The sequence below is a fragment of the Enterobacter sp. BWH52 genome (assembly GCF_001037565.1).
Taxonomy (GTDB): Bacteria; Pseudomonadota; Gammaproteobacteria; order Enterobacterales; family Enterobacteriaceae; genus Enterobacter; species Enterobacter hormaechei_C.
In genome coordinates this window covers 103243-120541 of record NZ_KQ089854.1, presented here as the reverse complement: position 1 = coordinate 120541, position 17299 = coordinate 103243, and the positions used below count along the sequence as shown (strand labels likewise).

At 55.1% G+C, this 17299-nt stretch carries 17 protein-coding genes; 14 read left to right on the top strand and 3 right to left on the bottom strand.

Going from position 1 to position 17299, the window contains the following annotated elements; all coding sequences use genetic code 11:
* The first annotated feature begins 197 nt into the window (after window positions 1-197).
* The 5 genes from SK47_RS00600 (at window position 198) to cysE (ending at window position 3307) form a co-directional block, all read left to right on the top strand.
* Entirely contained in the window at window positions 198-629 is a 432-nt protein-coding gene (locus SK47_RS00600) for a rhodanese-like domain-containing protein (RefSeq protein ID WP_003860840.1), read from the top strand.
* A gap of 11 nt (window positions 630-640) precedes the next feature.
* Complete coding sequence (grxC, locus tag SK47_RS00595; protein WP_003860837.1) at window positions 641-892, top strand: glutaredoxin 3; 252 nt, start codon at window positions 641-643, stop codon at window positions 890-892.
* A 31-nt stretch (window positions 893-923) separates the two neighbouring features.
* A complete protein-coding gene (gene secB / locus SK47_RS00590; protein WP_003860835.1) occupies window positions 924-1391 on the top strand; it encodes a protein-export chaperone SecB in 468 nt (155 codons plus the stop codon).
* Complete coding sequence (gpsA, locus tag SK47_RS00585; protein WP_006812398.1) at window positions 1391-2410, top strand: NAD(P)H-dependent glycerol-3-phosphate dehydrogenase; 1020 nt, start codon at window positions 1391-1393, stop codon at window positions 2408-2410. The genes secB and gpsA overlap by 1 nt, the downstream gene beginning before the upstream one ends.
* A 75-nt stretch (window positions 2411-2485) precedes the next feature.
* A complete protein-coding gene (gene cysE, locus SK47_RS00580; RefSeq protein WP_022646641.1) occupies window positions 2486-3307 on the top strand; it encodes a serine O-acetyltransferase in 822 nt (273 codons plus the stop codon).
* A 54-nt stretch (window positions 3308-3361) separates the two neighbouring features.
* On the opposite strand, the gene ppiC is transcribed toward cysE, so the two are convergent.
* Window positions 3362-3643 carry a peptidylprolyl isomerase PpiC gene (ppiC, locus tag SK47_RS00575; protein ID WP_006812396.1) on the bottom strand — a complete coding sequence of 94 codons (282 nt, stop codon included), beginning with the start codon at window positions 3641-3643 and terminating at the stop codon, window positions 3362-3364.
* Between the two features lie 85 nt (window positions 3644-3728).
* Between ppiC and rep the strand changes: the two genes are divergently transcribed.
* A complete protein-coding gene (gene rep, locus SK47_RS00570) occupies window positions 3729-5753 on the top strand; it encodes a DNA helicase Rep (RefSeq protein WP_003860830.1) in 2025 nt (674 codons plus the stop codon).
* A gap of 50 nt (window positions 5754-5803) precedes the next feature.
* Here the strand turns inward: rep and gppA are convergent, their stop codons facing one another.
* A complete protein-coding gene (gene gppA, locus SK47_RS00565; protein WP_003860828.1) occupies window positions 5804-7288 on the bottom strand; it encodes a guanosine-5'-triphosphate,3'-diphosphate diphosphatase in 1485 nt (494 codons plus the stop codon).
* 6 nt (window positions 7289-7294) lie between these two features.
* On the bottom strand, window positions 7295-8563 hold the full coding sequence (gene rhlB / locus SK47_RS00560) for an ATP-dependent RNA helicase RhlB (RefSeq protein ID WP_003860827.1): 1269 nt from the start codon (window positions 8561-8563) through the stop codon (window positions 7295-7297).
* A gap of 144 nt (window positions 8564-8707) precedes the next feature.
* On the opposite strand from rhlB, the gene trxA reads away from it, so the two are divergent.
* From trxA to rffA, 8 genes are all read left to right on the top strand, one after another.
* The gene (trxA, locus tag SK47_RS00555; RefSeq protein WP_006812392.1) at window positions 8708-9037 is read left to right on the top strand and encodes a thioredoxin TrxA; all 330 of its coding nucleotides are present in this window, start codon (window positions 8708-8710) and stop codon (window positions 9035-9037) included.
* A gap of 341 nt (window positions 9038-9378) precedes the next feature.
* Window positions 9379-10638, top strand: coding sequence for a transcription termination factor Rho (gene rho / locus SK47_RS00550; protein ID WP_001054528.1), 1260 nt, complete (start codon window positions 9379-9381; stop codon window positions 10636-10638).
* Between the two features lie 242 nt (window positions 10639-10880).
* A complete protein-coding gene (gene wecA, locus SK47_RS00545; protein WP_001050933.1) occupies window positions 10881-11984 on the top strand; it encodes a UDP-N-acetylglucosamine--undecaprenyl-phosphate N-acetylglucosaminephosphotransferase in 1104 nt (367 codons plus the stop codon).
* 13 nt (window positions 11985-11997) lie between these two features.
* Window positions 11998-13044, top strand: coding sequence for an ECA polysaccharide chain length modulation protein (gene wzzE / locus SK47_RS00540; RefSeq protein WP_048243319.1), 1047 nt, complete (start codon window positions 11998-12000; stop codon window positions 13042-13044).
* 56 nt (window positions 13045-13100) lie between these two features.
* Window positions 13101-14231 carry a non-hydrolyzing UDP-N-acetylglucosamine 2-epimerase gene (wecB, locus tag SK47_RS00535; protein WP_048243317.1) on the top strand — a complete coding sequence of 377 codons (1131 nt, stop codon included), beginning with the start codon at window positions 13101-13103 and terminating at the stop codon, window positions 14229-14231.
* Window positions 14228-15490, top strand: coding sequence for a UDP-N-acetyl-D-mannosamine dehydrogenase (gene wecC, locus SK47_RS00530; RefSeq protein ID WP_048243315.1), 1263 nt, complete (start codon window positions 14228-14230; stop codon window positions 15488-15490). The genes wecB and wecC overlap by 4 nt, the downstream gene beginning before the upstream one ends.
* Window positions 15487-16164 carry a dTDP-4-amino-4,6-dideoxy-D-galactose acyltransferase gene (gene rffC, locus SK47_RS00525; protein ID WP_032608212.1) on the top strand — a complete coding sequence of 226 codons (678 nt, stop codon included), beginning with the start codon at window positions 15487-15489 and terminating at the stop codon, window positions 16162-16164. Before wecC ends, rffC begins: the two co-directional genes overlap by 4 nt.
* A gap of 4 nt (window positions 16165-16168) precedes the next feature.
* Window positions 16169-17299 carry a dTDP-4-amino-4,6-dideoxygalactose transaminase gene (gene rffA, locus SK47_RS00520; protein ID WP_048243313.1) on the top strand — a complete coding sequence of 377 codons (1131 nt, stop codon included), beginning with the start codon at window positions 16169-16171 and terminating at the stop codon, window positions 17297-17299.

Here is a 17299-nt window from a genome sequence, read left to right as displayed (position 1 = left end):
CTGAATCGATAAAATAGCCGCAGAAGATCAAAGAAAGCGCGGGGGCAAGGCTGTTCTCAGGCCATTTTGAGGCTTTTTTTACGTGGCATGCCGCAGAAAATAGATTAGCTTTATGTCGCTGGCTGTATTTGCCACAGCGCACAGGTATACTCCTGTCCTGGTTTTTTTAATCACTTAGTCGGGAGTTGTTACCCCCCATGCAAGAAATTATGCAATTCGTTAGCCGCCACCCGGTTCTGAGCATCGCGTGGATTGGCCTGCTGGTCGCTGTACTGTTCACCACATTTAAGGGACTGACGTCTAAAATTAAGGTGATCACCCGCGGTGAAGCGACACGTCTGATCAACAAAGAGGACGCCGTGGTTGTCGATCTGCGTCAGCGCGACGATTTCCGCAAGGGCCATATTGCAGGTGCTATCAACCTGCTGCCAGCGGAAATTAAAGCGAACAACATTGGTGAGCTGGAGAAGCATAAAGCCCAGCCGATTATTGTTGTTGACGGCACTGGCATGCAGGCGCAGGAATCTGCCAACGCACTGCATAAAGCAGGCTTTGAAAACGTAACGGTGCTGAAAGAAGGCATCTCCGGCTGGAGCGGGGAGAATCTTCCTTTAGTGCGCGGTAAATAAGGAGTTAAGTGATGGCCAATATTGAGATCTACACCAAAGCAACGTGCCCGTTCTGCCACCGAGCGAAAGCGCTGCTGTCCAGCAAAGGCGTAACGTTCAAGGAATTGCCGATCGATGGTGACGCGATTAAACGCGAAGAGATGATCCAACGCAGTGGTCGCACAACGGTTCCACAGATTTTTATTGATGCGCAGCACATTGGCGGCTGTGATGACTTGTATGCGCTCGACGCCCGTGGTGGACTCGATCCGCTGCTGAGCTAGAGACTTTAGGACAATTAAAAAGGGTTTTTCCATGTCAGAACAAAATAACACCGAGATGACTTTCCAGATCCAGCGCATCTACACCAAGGATGTCTCTTTCGAAGCGCCAAATGCGCCGCACGTTTTCCAGAAAGACTGGCAGCCAGAGGTTAAACTTGATCTGGATACCGCATCCACCCAGCTGGCGGATGATGTGTATGAAGTCGTACTGCGTGTCACCGTGACCGCCTCTCTGGGCGAAGAAACTGCGTTCCTGTGCGAAGTTCAGCAGGGCGGTATCTTCTCCATCGGCGGCATCGAAGGTAACCAGATGGCGCATTGCCTGGGTGCATACTGCCCGAACATCCTGTTCCCGTATGCGCGTGAATGCATCACCAGCCTGGTTTCTCGCGGTACATTCCCGCAACTGAACCTCGCGCCAGTAAACTTTGATGCGCTGTTCATGAACTATCTACAGCAGCAGGCTGGCGAAGGTGCCGAACAACATCAGGATGCCTGATGAGCACTGTTAATGCGTCAATGACTGTGATCGGTGCCGGCTCTTACGGCACCGCTCTTGCCATCACGCTGGCAAGAAATGGTCACGACGTGGTCCTGTGGGGCCACGATCCAAAACATATCGCGACGTTGCAACACGACCGCTGCAACGTGGCGTTTCTCCCGGACGTTCCGTTCCCTGACTCTCTCTATCTGGAAAGCGACCTCGCGACCGCGCTGGCGGCCAGCCGCAATATTCTGATTGTGGTGCCAAGCCACGTGTTTGGCGAAGTCCTGCGTCAGATTAAGCCGCTGATGCGTGCGGATGCGCGTATTGTGTGGGCGACGAAGGGGCTGGAAGCGGAAACCGGACGTCTGTTGCAGGACGTTGCCCGCGAAGCGCTGGGAACAGCGATCCCGCTGGCGGTGATCTCGGGGCCGACCTTTGCCAAAGAGCTGGCTGCGGGCTTGCCGACGGCGATCTCGCTGGCGTCCACCGACCAGGCATTTTCAGACGATCTTCAGCAACTGCTGCACTGCGGCAAAAGCTTCCGCGTGTACAGCAACCCCGATTTTATCGGCGTGCAGCTGGGCGGCGCGGTGAAGAACGTCATTGCCATCGGGGCCGGGATGTCTGACGGCATCGGTTTCGGCGCGAATGCGCGTACGGCGTTGATCACCCGTGGTCTGACCGAAATGTCCCGCCTGGGCGAAGCGCTGGGTGCCGATCCGGCCACTTTTATGGGAATGGCTGGGCTGGGCGACCTGGTGCTGACCTGCACCGATAACCAGTCGCGTAACCGCCGCTTTGGCATGATGCTCGGACAGGGCAGCGATGTAAAAAGCGCGCAGGAGAAGATTGGTCAGGTGGTTGAAGGCTATCGCAATACCAAAGAAGTTCGCGAATTGGCGCACCGTTTCGGTGTCGAAATGCCAATAACCGAGGAAATTTATCAGGTATTGTATTGCGGAAAAAATGCGCGCGAGGCAGCATTGACCTTATTAGGTCGTGCGCGCAAGGACGAGCGCAGCAGCAATTAGCCGGGAAGTATCGTCACCTGAATGACCCAGCCAGCGCAGAACTGGCTGGTCATTAACTATCGTCTGGAGCAAGCAATGCCGTGTGAAGAACTGGATATCGTCTGGAATAATATTAAAGCCGAAGCCCGAGCTTTGGCCGACTGTGAGCCCATGCTGGCCAGTTTCTATCACGCGACGCTACTTAAGCACGAAAATCTCGGCAGCGCCCTGAGCTATATGCTCGCCAATAAACTGGCTTCCCCTATCATGCCTGCTATTGCCATTCGCGAGGTGGTTGAAGAGGCCTACGCCGCAGATCCGGAGATGATTGCTTCTGCCGCCTGCGACATTCAGGCCGTGCGTACGCGTGACCCGGCGGTGGATAAATACTCCACGCCGCTACTGTATCTCAAAGGATTCCACGCCTTACAGGCGTACCGCATCGGCCACTGGTTATGGAATGAGGGACGCCGCGCGCTGGCCATCTTTCTTCAAAACCAGGTTTCCGTGACCTTCCAGGTCGATATTCATCCGGCGGCGAAAATTGGCCGTGGGATCATGCTCGACCACGCCACCGGCATTGTTGTCGGTGAAACGGCGGTGATCGAAGATGACGTGTCGATCCTGCAATCCGTTACGCTGGGCGGTACCGGTAAAACCAGCGGCGATCGCCATCCGAAAATTCGTGAAGGGGTGATGATTGGCGCGGGTGCTAAAATCCTCGGCAATATTGAAGTCGGACGCGGCGCGAAGATTGGCGCGGGGTCGGTTGTGCTCCAGCCTGTACCGCCGCACACCACCGCCGCAGGCGTCCCGGCGCGCATCGTCGGTAAGCCAGACAGCGATAAGCCGTCGATGGATATGGATCAGCACTTCAACGGTATTCACCACACCTTCGAATACGGCGACGGCATCTGAACGCCGGAACAGCCAAATAAAAAAGCCCGGTGAGTCAATGCACCGGGCTTTTGATTAGTTGCGGTATAACACTTTGATAATGTGATAGCCGAACTGCGTATGCAGTGGGCCGGTTGGCTCCAGCACCGGGCAGGAGAAAACCACTTTATCAAACGCCGGGACCATCTGGCCCTGGCGGAACTCGCCTAAGTCACCACCGCGTTTGCCTGACGGGCAAATCGAGTGTTTCTTCGCCAGTTTGCCGAAGTCGGCGCCGTTTTTAATCTGTTCGAGCAGATCCTGTGCCAGTTTCTCTTCTTTAACAAGGATATGCAGTGCTGCTGCTGTTTTTGCCATGATCGTGCCTTGAGTCGACTAGTTTACGGTCGGTATACTACCACGCGTTTTTCCTCCTCTCCCGACTTTCATTGAGTGATCATTTATGCGTTTAAACCCCGGACAACAACAAGCTGTCGAATTCGTCACCGGACCCTGCCTGGTGCTGGCGGGAGCGGGATCCGGTAAAACACGCGTGATCACCAACAAAATCGCCCACTTAATTCGGGGTTGTGGATACCAGGCGCGCCATATCGCGGCGGTCACCTTTACCAACAAAGCGGCGCGTGAGATGAAAGAGCGCGTCGGCCAGACGCTGGGCCGTAAAGAGGCGCGCGGGCTGATGATCTCCACCTTCCACACGCTGGGTCTGGATATTATCAAGCGCGAATACGCGGCGCTGGGCATGAAGTCCAACTTTTCTCTCTTTGATGACACCGACCAGGTGGCGCTGCTTAAAGAGCTAACGGAAGGGCTGATCGAAGATGACAAAGTGCTGTTGCAACAGCTGATCTCGACGATCTCGAACTGGAAAAACGATCTGATGACGCCGGCCCAGGCAGCGGCAAGTGCCAAAGGCGAGCGCGACCGCATCTTTGCCCACTGCTACGGTCTTTACGACGCGCATATGAAAGCCTGTAACGTCCTGGATTTCGACGATCTGATCCTGCTGCCGACGCTGCTGCTTCAGCGGAATGAAGAGGTGCGCGAGCGCTGGCAGAACAAAATTCGTTACCTGCTGGTGGATGAATACCAGGATACCAACACCAGCCAGTACGAGCTGGTAAAGCTGCTGGTAGGGCAGCGCGCGCGCTTTACCGTTGTAGGCGATGACGATCAGTCGATTTACTCCTGGCGTGGCGCACGTCCGCAGAACCTGGTGCTGCTGAGCAAAGACTTCCCGGCGTTGCAGGTGATTAAACTGGAGCAGAACTACCGTTCCTCCGGGCGTATCCTGAAGGCGGCGAATATCCTGATTGCCAATAACCCGCACGTCTTTGAGAAGCGCCTGTTCTCCGAACTGGGTTACGGCACCGAGCTGAAAGTGCTCAGCGCCAATAACGAAGAGCACGAAGCGGAGCGTGTAACGGGCGAGCTGATTGCCCATCATTTCGTCAACAAAACTGAATACAAGGATTACGCGATCCTCTATCGCGGTAACCACCAGTCGCGCGTCTTTGAAAAGATGCTGATGCAGAACCGCATCCCCTACAAAATCTCCGGCGGTACGTCGTTCTTTTCGCGTCCGGAAATCAAGGATCTGCTGGCCTATCTGCGCGTGCTGACCAACCCGGATGACGACAGCGCTTTCCTGCGCATTGTAAATACGCCGAAGCGCGAGATTGGCTCTGCGACGCTGCAAAAGCTGGGTGAATGGGCGATGACCCGCAACAAAAGCCTGTTCACCGCCAGCTTCGATATGGGGCTGAGCCAGACCCTGACCGGGCGCGGCTATGAGGCCTTAACCCGCTTTACCCACTGGCTGGGTGAGGTGCAGCGTCTGGCTGAGCGCGAGCCTGTGGCGGCAGTACGCGATCTGATCCACGGCATTGATTACGAATCCTGGTTGTATGAAACCTCCGCCAGCCCGAAAGCGGCAGAGATGCGCATGAAAAACGTTAACCAGCTCTTCAGCTGGATGACCGAAATGCTTGAAGGATCTGAGATTGACGAGCCCATGACCCTGACGCAGGTGGTCACCCGCTTCACGCTGCGCGATATGATGGAGCGCGGGGAAAGCGAAGAAGAAGCCGATCAGGTTCAGCTGATGACGTTACATGCCTCGAAAGGGCTGGAGTTCCCTTATGTCTATCTGGTGGGGATGGAAGAGGGCCTATTGCCGCACCAGAGCAGCATTGATGAAGATAACGTCGACGAAGAGCGCCGTCTGGCCTACGTTGGGATCACCCGTGCGCAGAAAGAGCTGACGTTTACGCTGTGCAAAGAGCGCCGTCAGTATGGTGAGCTGGTGCGCCCGGAGCCGAGCCGTTTTCTGCTGGAGTTGCCTCAGGACGATCTTATCTGGGAGCAGGAGCGTAAAGTCATTACCGCTGAAGAGCGTATGCATAAAGGGCAGGCAAACGTGGCAAACATTCGCGCGATGCTGGCAAAAGCCAAAGAGAAGGGATAACTATTTGTAGGCCGGGTAAGGCGAAGCCGCCACCCGGCACGCTTCAAGGGTCACTTCACATCAAGCGCCCAGTGCACATAGCTCTGCCACTGGTACTCCTGCTCAATCAGTTCCGCCCCAAGGGGATGATCCTCAAGCCAGTTTTCCGGTAGCGTCAGCGTCAGTTTCTCATCGTCTGCCGCCAGCGTAATCGCTGGCAGCAAATCATCTCGACGCCGACTGGCAAACAGGATCGCCAGCCGAAGCAGACGACACAGATGCTCCGCCACGCGCGGCGGCACAGCGTTCTGCTGGTGAAGGGAAGAGAGATCGACGGCGTTAGTCTGATTCAGCAGCAGGGTGGCCAGCAGCTTCTTCTGGGCGGGCGTATAACCCGGCAAATCGAGATTACGCACCAGCCAGGCCGCGTGCAGCGGTGCCTGCTTGTACTCCACGCTGAGACCAATTTCATGTAGCGCACAGGCGCTTAGCAACAGATCGCGGCTTAACGGTTCAATATCCCAGCTTTTTTTCACCTGATCGGCAAACTGTGACGCCAGTTGACTCACTCTCTGCGCCTGGTCGGTATCCACAATAAAGCGGCGTTGAACGTTACGCAGCGTACGGCTACGGATGTCCTGATCGACCGACTGGTGCAGCATTCCGTAGACCAGACCTTCACGCAGCGCACCGCCTGCCAGGGTCATACACTGGATATTAAGCTCGGTGAAAATGGCAATCAGTATGGCGAGCCCACTGGGGAAAACCAGCGCGCGTTCAAGCGTCAGCCCTTCTATTTCAAGCTCTTCCAGACGACCACACTGGATGGCGCGCTGTTTAAGCTGCTGGAGTTTGGCAAGCGTGATCCGCTCGTCCATCCCCTGTGCCATCATGATTTCCTGCAACGCCTGCACGGTTCCGGACGCGCCGACACACACTTTCCAGCCGTGATAGCGCAGTTCGTCCATGACCGGGCGCAGGACCGCACGCGCCGCGTTTTCCGCCTCGTCAAAATTCTCTTTGGCAAGGTTTCGATCGGTAAAGTAGCGTTCCAGCCAGGTCACACAGCCCATTGACAGGCTGAAGAGCGACGTCGCCTGCGCGCCTGTGCCCGTGACCAGTTCGGTACTGGCGCCACCGATATCGACCACCAGACGACGATCGTCGCCGCCGGTCGTATGCGCCACACCCTGATAAATCAGACGCGCTTCTTCTTCACCGCTGATGACCTGCACCGGACAGCCCAGAATTTCCTGTGCTCTGGCAATGAAATCGCCAGCGTTAACCGCCAGACGAAGGGTCGCCGTGGCAACAACGCGAATTTGACTGAGCGGGATATCCTGTAAACGTTCTGCAAACAGACGCAGACACTGCCAGCCACGTTCCATGGCTTCCGGGGAGAGATGATTATCGCTGCTCAGGCCCGCCGCGAGGCGGACCTTGCGCTTAATGCGCGTCAGCGTTTGTATGCTTCCCGCCACCTCGCGCACAACCAGCATATGAAAACTATTCGAACCGAGATCAATTGCCGCATAAAGCGAGGTGGAGCTGAGCATATTTTCTTAACCTGAACGACGACGATTACGTGGTGCACCGCCGGAACGACGCGGGCCATTGCCGGAGCGTGGACGTGTAAGGCGCTTAGGTGGCGGCAACTCGCTTAACAGCGCTTCCGGATTGTATTTGCTCTGTGGAATAGAGTGACCGATGTAGGTCTCAATGGCCGGAAGGTTCAGCGCATACTCTTCACACGCAAGGCTGATGGAGTGACCGCTTGCGCCTGCACGACCAGTACGACCGATACGGTGTACATAGTCTTCACAGTCATCTGGCAGGTCATAGTTAAAGACGTGCGTCACGGCTGGAATGTGCAGGCCACGGGCCGCCACGTCGGTCGCGACCAGAATATCAAGGTCGCCACGAGTAAATTCGTCGAGAATGCGCAGGCGTTTTTTCTGCGCCACGTCGCCGGTCAGCAGACCCACACGGTGACCATCTGCCGCCAGGTGTCCCCAGATATCTTCACAGCGGTGTTTGGTGTTCGCGAAGATAATCGCGCGATCCGGCCACTCTTCTTCGATCAGGGTTTGCAACAGGCGCATTTTCTCTTCATTAGAAGGATAAAAAAGCTCTTCTTTAATGCGGTGCCCGGTTTTCTGCTCCGGTTCTACTTCCACATATTCCGCATTGTTCATCTGCTCGAATGCGAGTTCACGTACGCGGTATGACAGGGTTGCGGAGAACAGCATGTTCAGACGCTGGTTTGCCGCAGGCATACGGCGGAACAGCCAGCGGATGTCTTTAATGAAGCCCAGATCGTACATGCGGTCTGCTTCATCCAGCACCACGACCTGGATTGCGCCGAGGTTGATATGGTTCTGTTTGGCGTAGTCGATAAGACGGCCAGTGGTCCCAATCAGGATATCGACGCCGCTTTCCAGCACTTTCAGCTGTTTATCGTAGCCGTCGCCGCCATAGGCCAGGCCAAGTTTCAGGCCGGTGGCTTGCGCCAGGGGCTCAGCGTCTGCGTGGATCTGTACCGCCAGTTCTCGCGTCGGGGCCATAATTAGCGCGCGCGGCTGGTTAACTTTGCGGTCTGCAATCGCTGGGTGAGAAAGTAAATAATGAAACGTTGACGTTAAAAACGCCATCGTTTTGCCAGTACCGGTTTGCGCCTGCCCTGCAACATCGCGACCGGCCAGCGTCAGCGGCAGGGCGAGAGCCTGAATGGGCGTGCAGTTATGAAACCCTTTAGTTTCAAGGGCTTCGATCACCTTTGGGTGCAGGGCGAAGTCGGAAAACTTCTGTTCTGTTAAATGTGTTTTGCTCATAGTGTGGTAGAATATCAGCTTACTATTGCTTTACGAAAGCGTATCCGGTGAAATAAAGTCAACCTTTAGTTGGTTAATGCGACATCAACACGTCGTTGGTGGAGACAAAACCAACGTACCAGGCTTATTCCTGTGGAGTTATATATGAGCGATAAAATTATTCACCTGACTGACGACAGTTTTGACACGGACGTACTTAAAGCTGACGGGCTGATCCTCGTTGATTTCTGGGCTGAATGGTGTGGTCCTTGCAAAATGATCGCTCCGATTCTGGATGAAATCGCTGACGAATATCAGGGCAAACTGACCGTTGCCAAGCTGAACATCGACCAGAACCCGGGCACCGCGCCAAAATACGGTATCCGTGGCATCCCGACCCTGCTGCTGTTCAAGAACGGTGACGTGGCAGCGACCAAAGTGGGCGCACTGTCCAAAGGTCAACTGAAAGAGTTCCTGGACGCTAACCTGGCGTAAGGTTTCTCAGCTGAGCGTCCAGAGCGCCTAATTAACGGCGAGATCTGGACGCCCGGCTTTAGTCGTGCTAAGTTAGCTATGACTACGTTTTAAACATATCTTGTTGTTTGAATCTTGTTTTACCCGATACTTCCCGTTGTTAACATAAACAGTGCGTGAAGTTGCTAGATTCCGGGCTTGTCACTCAATCCGTCTTGTCGTTTCAGTTCTGCGTTCTTTCCCTGTGACCAGACAGCGAACAGACATGAGGTGATGGCCGCTAAACAGGCATGGATGACCCTGCCATACCATTCACAACATTAAGTTCGAGAATCACCCCGAGTTTAAGAACCCACACCATTATGAATCTTACCGAATTAAAGAATACGCCGGTTTCTGAGCTGATCACTCTCGGCGAAAATATGGGACTGGAAAACCAGGCTCGTATGCGCAAGCAGGACATCATTTTCGCCATCCTGAAGCAGCACGCTAAGAGTGGCGAAGATATCTTTGGCGACGGTGTGCTGGAGATACTGCAAGACGGATTTGGTTTCCTCCGCTCCGCAGACAGCTCCTACCTCGCCGGCCCTGACGACATCTACGTATCCCCTAGCCAAATCCGCCGTTTCAACCTCCGCACTGGTGACACCATTTCAGGTAAGATTCGTCCTCCAAAAGAGGGTGAACGCTACTTTGCGCTGTTGAAGGTTAACGAAGTTAACTACGACAAACCGGAAAACTCCCGCAATAAGATCCTGTTCGAGAACTTAACGCCGCTGCACGCGAACTCTCGCCTGCGCATGGAGCGTGGTAACGGGTCTACTGAAGATTTAACCGCGCGTGTGCTGGATCTGGCATCGCCAATTGGTCGTGGCCAGCGTGGTCTGATTGTGGCGCCGCCAAAAGCCGGTAAAACCATGCTGCTGCAAAACATCGCGCAGAGCATTGCTTACAACCACCCAGACTGTGTGCTGATGGTGCTGCTGATTGACGAACGTCCGGAAGAAGTGACCGAGATGCAGCGTCTGGTGAAAGGGGAAGTGGTTGCGTCTACCTTCGACGAGCCTGCTTCCCGCCACGTTCAGGTTGCGGAAATGGTTATCGAGAAGGCGAAACGCCTGGTTGAGCACAAGAAAGATGTGATCATCCTGCTCGACTCCATCACCCGTCTGGCGCGTGCCTACAACACCGTGGTGCCGGCTTCCGGTAAAGTACTGACCGGTGGTGTGGATGCCAACGCCCTGCATCGTCCGAAGCGTTTCTTCGGTGCGGCGCGTAACGTGGAAGAGGGCGGTAGCCTGACCATTATCGCGACGGCGCTGATCGATACCGGCTCCAAAATGGACGAAGTTATCTACGAAGAGTTCAAAGGTACAGGCAACATGGAACTGCACCTTTCTCGTAAAATCGCAGAAAAACGCGTCTTCCCGGCGATCGACTACAACCGTTCCGGTACCCGTAAAGAAGAGCTGCTTACCACTCAGGAAGAGCTTCAGAAAATGTGGATCCTGCGCAAAATCATCCATCCAATGGGCGAAATCGACGCAATGGAATTCCTCATCAACAAACTGGCGATGACCAAAACGAACGACGATTTCTTCGACATGATGAAACGCTCGTAACGCAAATAATCCCAGTAAACGCCACGTTTTTACGTGGCGTTTTTTATTTATGGACTATACGCTATTACCACACACTCCCAATTTTGACCTGTCGGTGCGACAATAAGAATGTTTGCACAGTCAAAGAAATAATTGATTGAAAAACATACAAAGGGAGTTGTGAGAAGCCATCTTTAATCCTTCTGAGGCAGTGGCTTCATGGTTATACTTCCGGGACTAACATTTGTTGAGAGCAATCCATTGTGAATCTACTCACTGCAGTAACTGAGCTGATCAGTATTTTTTTATTCACAACCTGTTTTTTGTTCATTGCGCGCAAGGTAGCAAAAAGAATTGGGTTAGTGGACAAACCGAACTTCCGTAAACGTCATCAGGGGCTTATTCCGCTGGTGGGCGGCATTTCGGTATACGCAGGCATCTGTTTCACATTCGGGATCGCGGATTATTATATCCCCCATGCCGCACTCTATCTGGCATGTGCCGGTGTGCTGGTACTGGTCGGCGCCCTTGATGATCGTTTTGATATCAGCGTGAAGTTCCGCGCGACGGTACAGGCGGCCATTGGCATCATTATGATGGTGGTAGGCGGCCTCTATCTCAGAAGCCTGGGCTACGTGTTTGGTCCCTGGGAGCTGGTGCTTGGGCCATTCGGCTTCTTCCTGACGCTGTTTGCCGTGTGGGCGGCTATCAACGCCTTTAACATGGTTGACGGTATCGACGGTCTGCTTGGTGGGCTGTCCTCTGTTTCGTTTGGCGCGATCGGCATCATCTTATGGTTTGACGGCCAGTACAGCCTGTCAATGTGGTGCTTTGCTATGATTGCCGCCATCCTGCCATACATCTGCCTGAACCTGGGTGTGTTAGGGCGTCGCTATAAAGTCTTTATGGGCGATGCGGGCAGTACCCTGATTGGCTTTACGGTTATCTGGGTCCTGCTGGAAACCACGCAGGGTAAAACGCACCCTATCAGCCCGGTAACGGCCCTCTGGATTATCGCCATCCCGCTGATGGACATGGTCGCTATTATGTACCGCCGTCTGCGTAAAGGGATGAGCCCGTTTTCTCCCGATCGGCAGCATATTCACCACCTGATTATGCGCGCCGGCTTCACGTCTCGTCAGGCATTTGTGTTGATTACGCTTGCGGCTGCTATTCTGGCTGCGATTGGCGTTGCCGCGGAATACGCACATTTCATTCCTGAATGGGTAATGTTGGTATTATTCTTGCTAGCATTTTTCATGTACGGTTACTGCATCAAGCGTGCATGGAAAGTCGCGCGTTTTATTAAACGTTTAAAACGCAGGATGCGTCGGAACAGTGGCAAAAACACAACATTAACTAAGTAAAACCGGGACTATGATGACTCAACCGTTGGCGGGAGCGAAATCAGTGGGCACTGAGAACGAGCTGGATATTCGTGGTTTGTTTCGCGTGTTATGGCAGGGCAAACTGTGGATTGTAGGGATTGCCCTGGGGTTCGCGCTGTTAGCGCTTGCTTACACCTTCTTTGCAAAACAAGAGTGGAGCGCCACGGCGATCACAGACCGACCAACGGTGAATATGCTTGGAGGCTACTACTCCCAGCAGCAATTCCTGCGTAATCTTGATATCAAGGCCAATCTGGCGACCCCGGATCAGGCCTCGGTGATGGATGAATCCTACAAAGAGTTTGTGATGCAGCTGGCGTCGTGGGATACACGTCGCGATTTCTGGTCCCAGACGGACTACTACAAGCAGCGCATGGTCGGTAACAGCAAAGCGGATGCCGCGCTGCTGGATGATCTGATTAATAACATTCAGTTTATGCCTGGCGATGTGCTTCGTAACGTTAGCGACAGCGTGAAGCTGATTGCGGAAACGGCGCCGGACGCCAATAACCTGTTGCGTCAGTACGTTGCTTTTGCCAGCCAGCGCGCGGCCAGTCATTTGAATGACGAGCTGAAAGGCGCCTGGGCTGCGCGCACTATCCAGATGAAAGCGCAGGTCAAACGCCAGGAAGAGGTCGCTAAGGCCATCTTCGCCCGTCGCGTGCATAATCTTGAGCAGGCGCTGAAGATTGCGGAACAGCACAATATTTCCCGTAGCGAAACGGATGTTCCGGCGGACGAACTCCCGGATTCAGAAATGTTCCTTCTTGGTCGCCCAATGCTTCAGGCTCGTCTGGAAAATATCCAGGCCGTTGGCCCTGACTTTGACCTTGATTACGACCAAAACCGCGCCATGCTCAATACGCTCAACGTCGGTCCAACGCTGGACCCGCGTTTTCAGACCTATCGTTATTTAAGAACGCCTGAAGAGCCTGTAAAACGCGATAGTCCGCGTCGCGCATTCCTGATGATCATGTGGGGGATTGTGGGCGCACTGACTGGCGCTGGCGTAGCGTTATTGCATCGCCGCACAAACTAAGAACGCCGTCTACGATGAAGGCTGTGGCCTTCATCGTCTAATCGAAGAGAATCGATGTGAAAGTACTAACCGTATTTGGCACCAGGCCGGAGGCCATCAAGATGGCGCCTCTGGTTCATGCGCTGGCCAGAGATCCTGATATTGAAGCGAAAGTGTGCGTGACTGCCCAGCACCGTGAGATGCTCGATCAGGTCTTAACCCTCTTTTCTATCGTCCCGGATTACGATCTCAATATAATGAAACCGGGACAGGGACTGACGGAAATAACCTGCCGTATTCTGCAAGAATTAAAGCCTATTCTGGAGTCGTTCAAGCCGGATGTAGTGCTGGTGCACGGCGACACCACCACTACCGTGGCAACCAGCCTGGCCGCGTTCTATCAGCGTATCCCCGTTGGTCATATTGAAGCGGGTCTGCGTACCGGCAATCTCTATTCCCCGTGGCCGGAAGAGGCCAACCGTACGCTCACCGGTCACCTGGCGATGTACCATTTTGCGCCAACCGAGAACTCACGCCAAAACCTGCTGCGCGAAAATATCAGCGACAGCAAGATCTTCGTCACCGGCAATACGGTCATTGATGCGCTGATTTGGGTGCGTGACCGCGTGCTGGCTAATAGCGAGCTTCAGGCAGAACTTGCTGCGGGCTATCCGTTCCTGAACAACGGCAAGAAAACGATTCTGGTGACGGGCCACCGCCGCGAAAGCTTTGGCCGTGGCTTTGAGCAAATCTGCCACGCGCTGGCTGAAATCGCCGCGCAGAACGAGGATGTGCAGATTGTCTATCCGGTGCACCTCAACCCGAACGTCAGCGAACCGGTCAACCGTATCCTGGGTCACGTGGAAAACGTGCTCCTGATCGAGCCGCAGGACTATCTGCCATTTGTCTGGCTGATGAACCACGCCTGGCTGATCCTGACCGATTCTGGCGGCATTCAGGAAGAGGCGCCTTCACTCGGTAAGCCGGTACTGGTGATGCGTGAAACCACCGAACGCCCGGAAGCGGTCACTGCTGGTACCGTGCGTCTGGTGGGAACGGATCCGCGTCGTATTGTCGAAGAGGTCACGCGCTTACTGCATGACGATGAAGAGTATCAGGCGATGAGCCGGGCCCACAATCCGTACGGTGACGGGCAGGCTTGTGGTCGTATTTTGCACGCACTTAAACACAATCGGGTAACGCTATGAGTTTTTCTACCATCTCTGTTGTTGGTCTTGGCTATATCGGGCTGCCTACTGCGGCGGCCTTTGCCTCTCGTCAAAAGCAGGTCGTTGGCGTAGATATCAACGCGCACGCGGTGGAAACCATCAACCGTGGCGAAATTCATATCGTGGAGCCCGATCTCGATCGCGTGGTGAAAAAGGCGGTGGACGGTGGCTTCCTGCGCGCCAGCACCACGCCGGTAGAAGCCGATGCGTACCTGATTGCGGTTCCAACACCCTTTAAAGGCGATCATGAGCCTGACATGGTTTACGTCGAGGCGGCGGCAAAATCCATTGCACCTGTGCTGAAGAAAGGGGCGCTGGTTATCCTTGAGTCCACTTCACCTGTTGGGGCAACCGAGCAGATGGCACAGTGGCTGGCCGAGGCGCGTCCCGATCTTAGCTTCCCCCAGCAGGTGGGCGACCAGGCCGATATCAATATCGCCTACTGCCCTGAGCGCGTACTGCCAGGCCAGGTGATGGTGGAACTGATTAAAAATGACCGCGTGATTGGCGGCATGACGCCAGTCTGCTCCACGCGCGCCAGCGAGCTGTATAAAATTTTCCTTGAAGGCGAATGTGTGGTGACCAACTCCCGCACCGCCGAGATGTGCAAACTGACCGAAAACAGCTTCCGCGACGTTAACATCGCGTTTGCGAATGAATTGTCGTTGATTTGCGCCGATCAGGGGATTAACGTCTGGGAACTTATTCGCCTTGCCAACCGTCACCCCCGCGTGAACATCCTTCAGCCGGGGCCGGGCGTGGGTGGGCACTGCATCGCGGTCGATCCGTGGTTTATCGTGGCGCAGAACCCGGAACAGGCACGCCTGATTCGCACCGCGCGCGAAGTAAACGACCATAAACCGCACTGGGTTATCAACCAGGTCAAAGCCACGGTCGCGGATTGCCTGGCCGACAGCGGCAAACGCGCCAGTGAGCTGAAAATTGCCTGCTTTGGTCTGGCATTCAAACCGAATATTGACGATCTGCGCGAAAGCCCGGCGATGGAAATTGCCGAAATGATCGCTGCCTGGCACAGCGGTGAAACGCTGGTGGTTGAGCCGAATATTCATGCGTTGCCGGCAAAACTTGCCGGTCACTGCACCCTTACCGCCCTGGATGACGCGCTGGCGACGGCGGATGTGCTGGTGCTGCTGGTGGATCACAATGCGTTTAAAGCGGTCTCCGGTGATGCCGTACGTCAGCAGTATGTTGTTGATACCAAAGGCGTGTGGCGTTGAGTATCCTCAACGGCGTGCTGGAGTCTCTTGAGTGGGAAAGCGCATTTTTTGCGCGTCCCTCAGCGATAGTGCGTCTGCACGACAATGCCCCTGCGTTGCAGGATGCAGATTTCAGCGCCTGGCAGCGCGTACAGGCTAAGATCCCGGCGGACCGCGCCGATCTGCTGGACGCCCTCCAGCAGCACGGATTCCGGCTGGTCGAGGGCGAGGTTGATCTCTCTGTTACCGTGGCTCGCTACGCCTCACCGGGCGCGGAAATTGCAACGGAGCAGGATATCCCCACGCTGCGCAAGATGGCGGCGCTGGCCTTCGCTCAGAGCCGTTTCCGGGCGCCCTGGTATGCGCCCGATGACAGCGGTCGCTTTTATGCTCAGTGGATAGAGAATGCGGTCAAAGGCACGTTTGACCACGTATGTCTGGTGTTCCGTACTGACGGGGGACAGATTCAGGGTTTTGTTTCGCTTCGCAGGCTCACCGAGCACGAGGCGCGCATCGGACTGTTAGCCGGGCGCGGCATGGGCGAGAAACTCATGCAGGCGGCGCTGCACTGGGCGGAGCAACAACAGGTATCGACGCTGCGGGTCGCAACCCAGATGGGCAACACCGCTGCGCTTAAACGTTATATTGCGAGTGGTGCCAGCATCGACGCCACCGCCTACTGGTTATACAGGTGACAAGATGATTCCATTTAACGCGCCTCCCGTTGTGGGCACTGAACTTGATTACATGCAGTCGGCTATGGGCAGCGGCAAGCTCTGTGGCGACGGCGGTTTTACCCGCCGCTGCCAGCAGTGGATGGAGCAACGTTTTCACAGTGCCAAGGTGCTGCTGACGCCGTCCTGTACCGCATCGCTCGAGATGGCGGCGCTGCTGCTGGATATCCAGCCTGGCGATGAAGTGATCATGCCGAGCTACACCTTCGTCTCCACGGCGAACGCGTTTGTCCTGCGCGGGGCGAAAATCGTGTTTGTGGATATCCGTCCGGATACCATGAACATCGACGAAACGCTGATTGAAGCGGCGATCACTGACAAAACGCGGGCGATTGTGCCGGTGCATTACGCGGGCGTGGCCTGTGAGATGGACACCATCATGGCCATCGCCAAAAAGCACAACCTGTTTGTGGTGGAAGACGCCGCGCAGTGCGTGATGTCCACCTACAAAGGGCGCGCGCTGGGCACCATCGGTCATATCGGCTGCTTTAGCTTCCACGAAACCAAAAACTACACCGCAGGCGGCGAAGGCGGCGCGACGCTGATTAACGATCGTGCCCTGGTGGAGCGTGCGGAAGTGATCCGTGAAAAAGGGACCAACCGCAGCCAGTTCTTCCGCGGTCAGGTGGATAAGTACACCTGGCGCGATATCGGCTCAAGCTACCTGATGGCGGATTTGCAGGCCGCGTATCTCTGGGCGCAGCTGGAAGCGGCAGAGCGAATCAATCTGCAACGCCTCTCCCTGTGGCAAACCTACTACGACGCGCTGGAGCCGCTGGCAAAAGCCGGACGTATTGAACTGCCGACTATTCCGGCAGACTGTATCCACAACGCTCACATGTTCTACATCAAGCTGCGCGATAACGACGATCGCAGCAAGCTGATTGCCTGGCTGAAAGAGGCGGAAATTATGGCGGTATTCCACTATATTCCGCTGCACTCCAGCCCGGCTGGCGAAGCCTTCGGGATGTTTGCCGGTGAAGACCGCTACACCACCAAAGAGAGCGAACGTCTGCTCCGCCTGCCCCTGTTCTACAACCTCGCGCCGGTGAACCAGCGTACGGTGATCAATTCGCTTCTGAGTTATTTCGCCTGA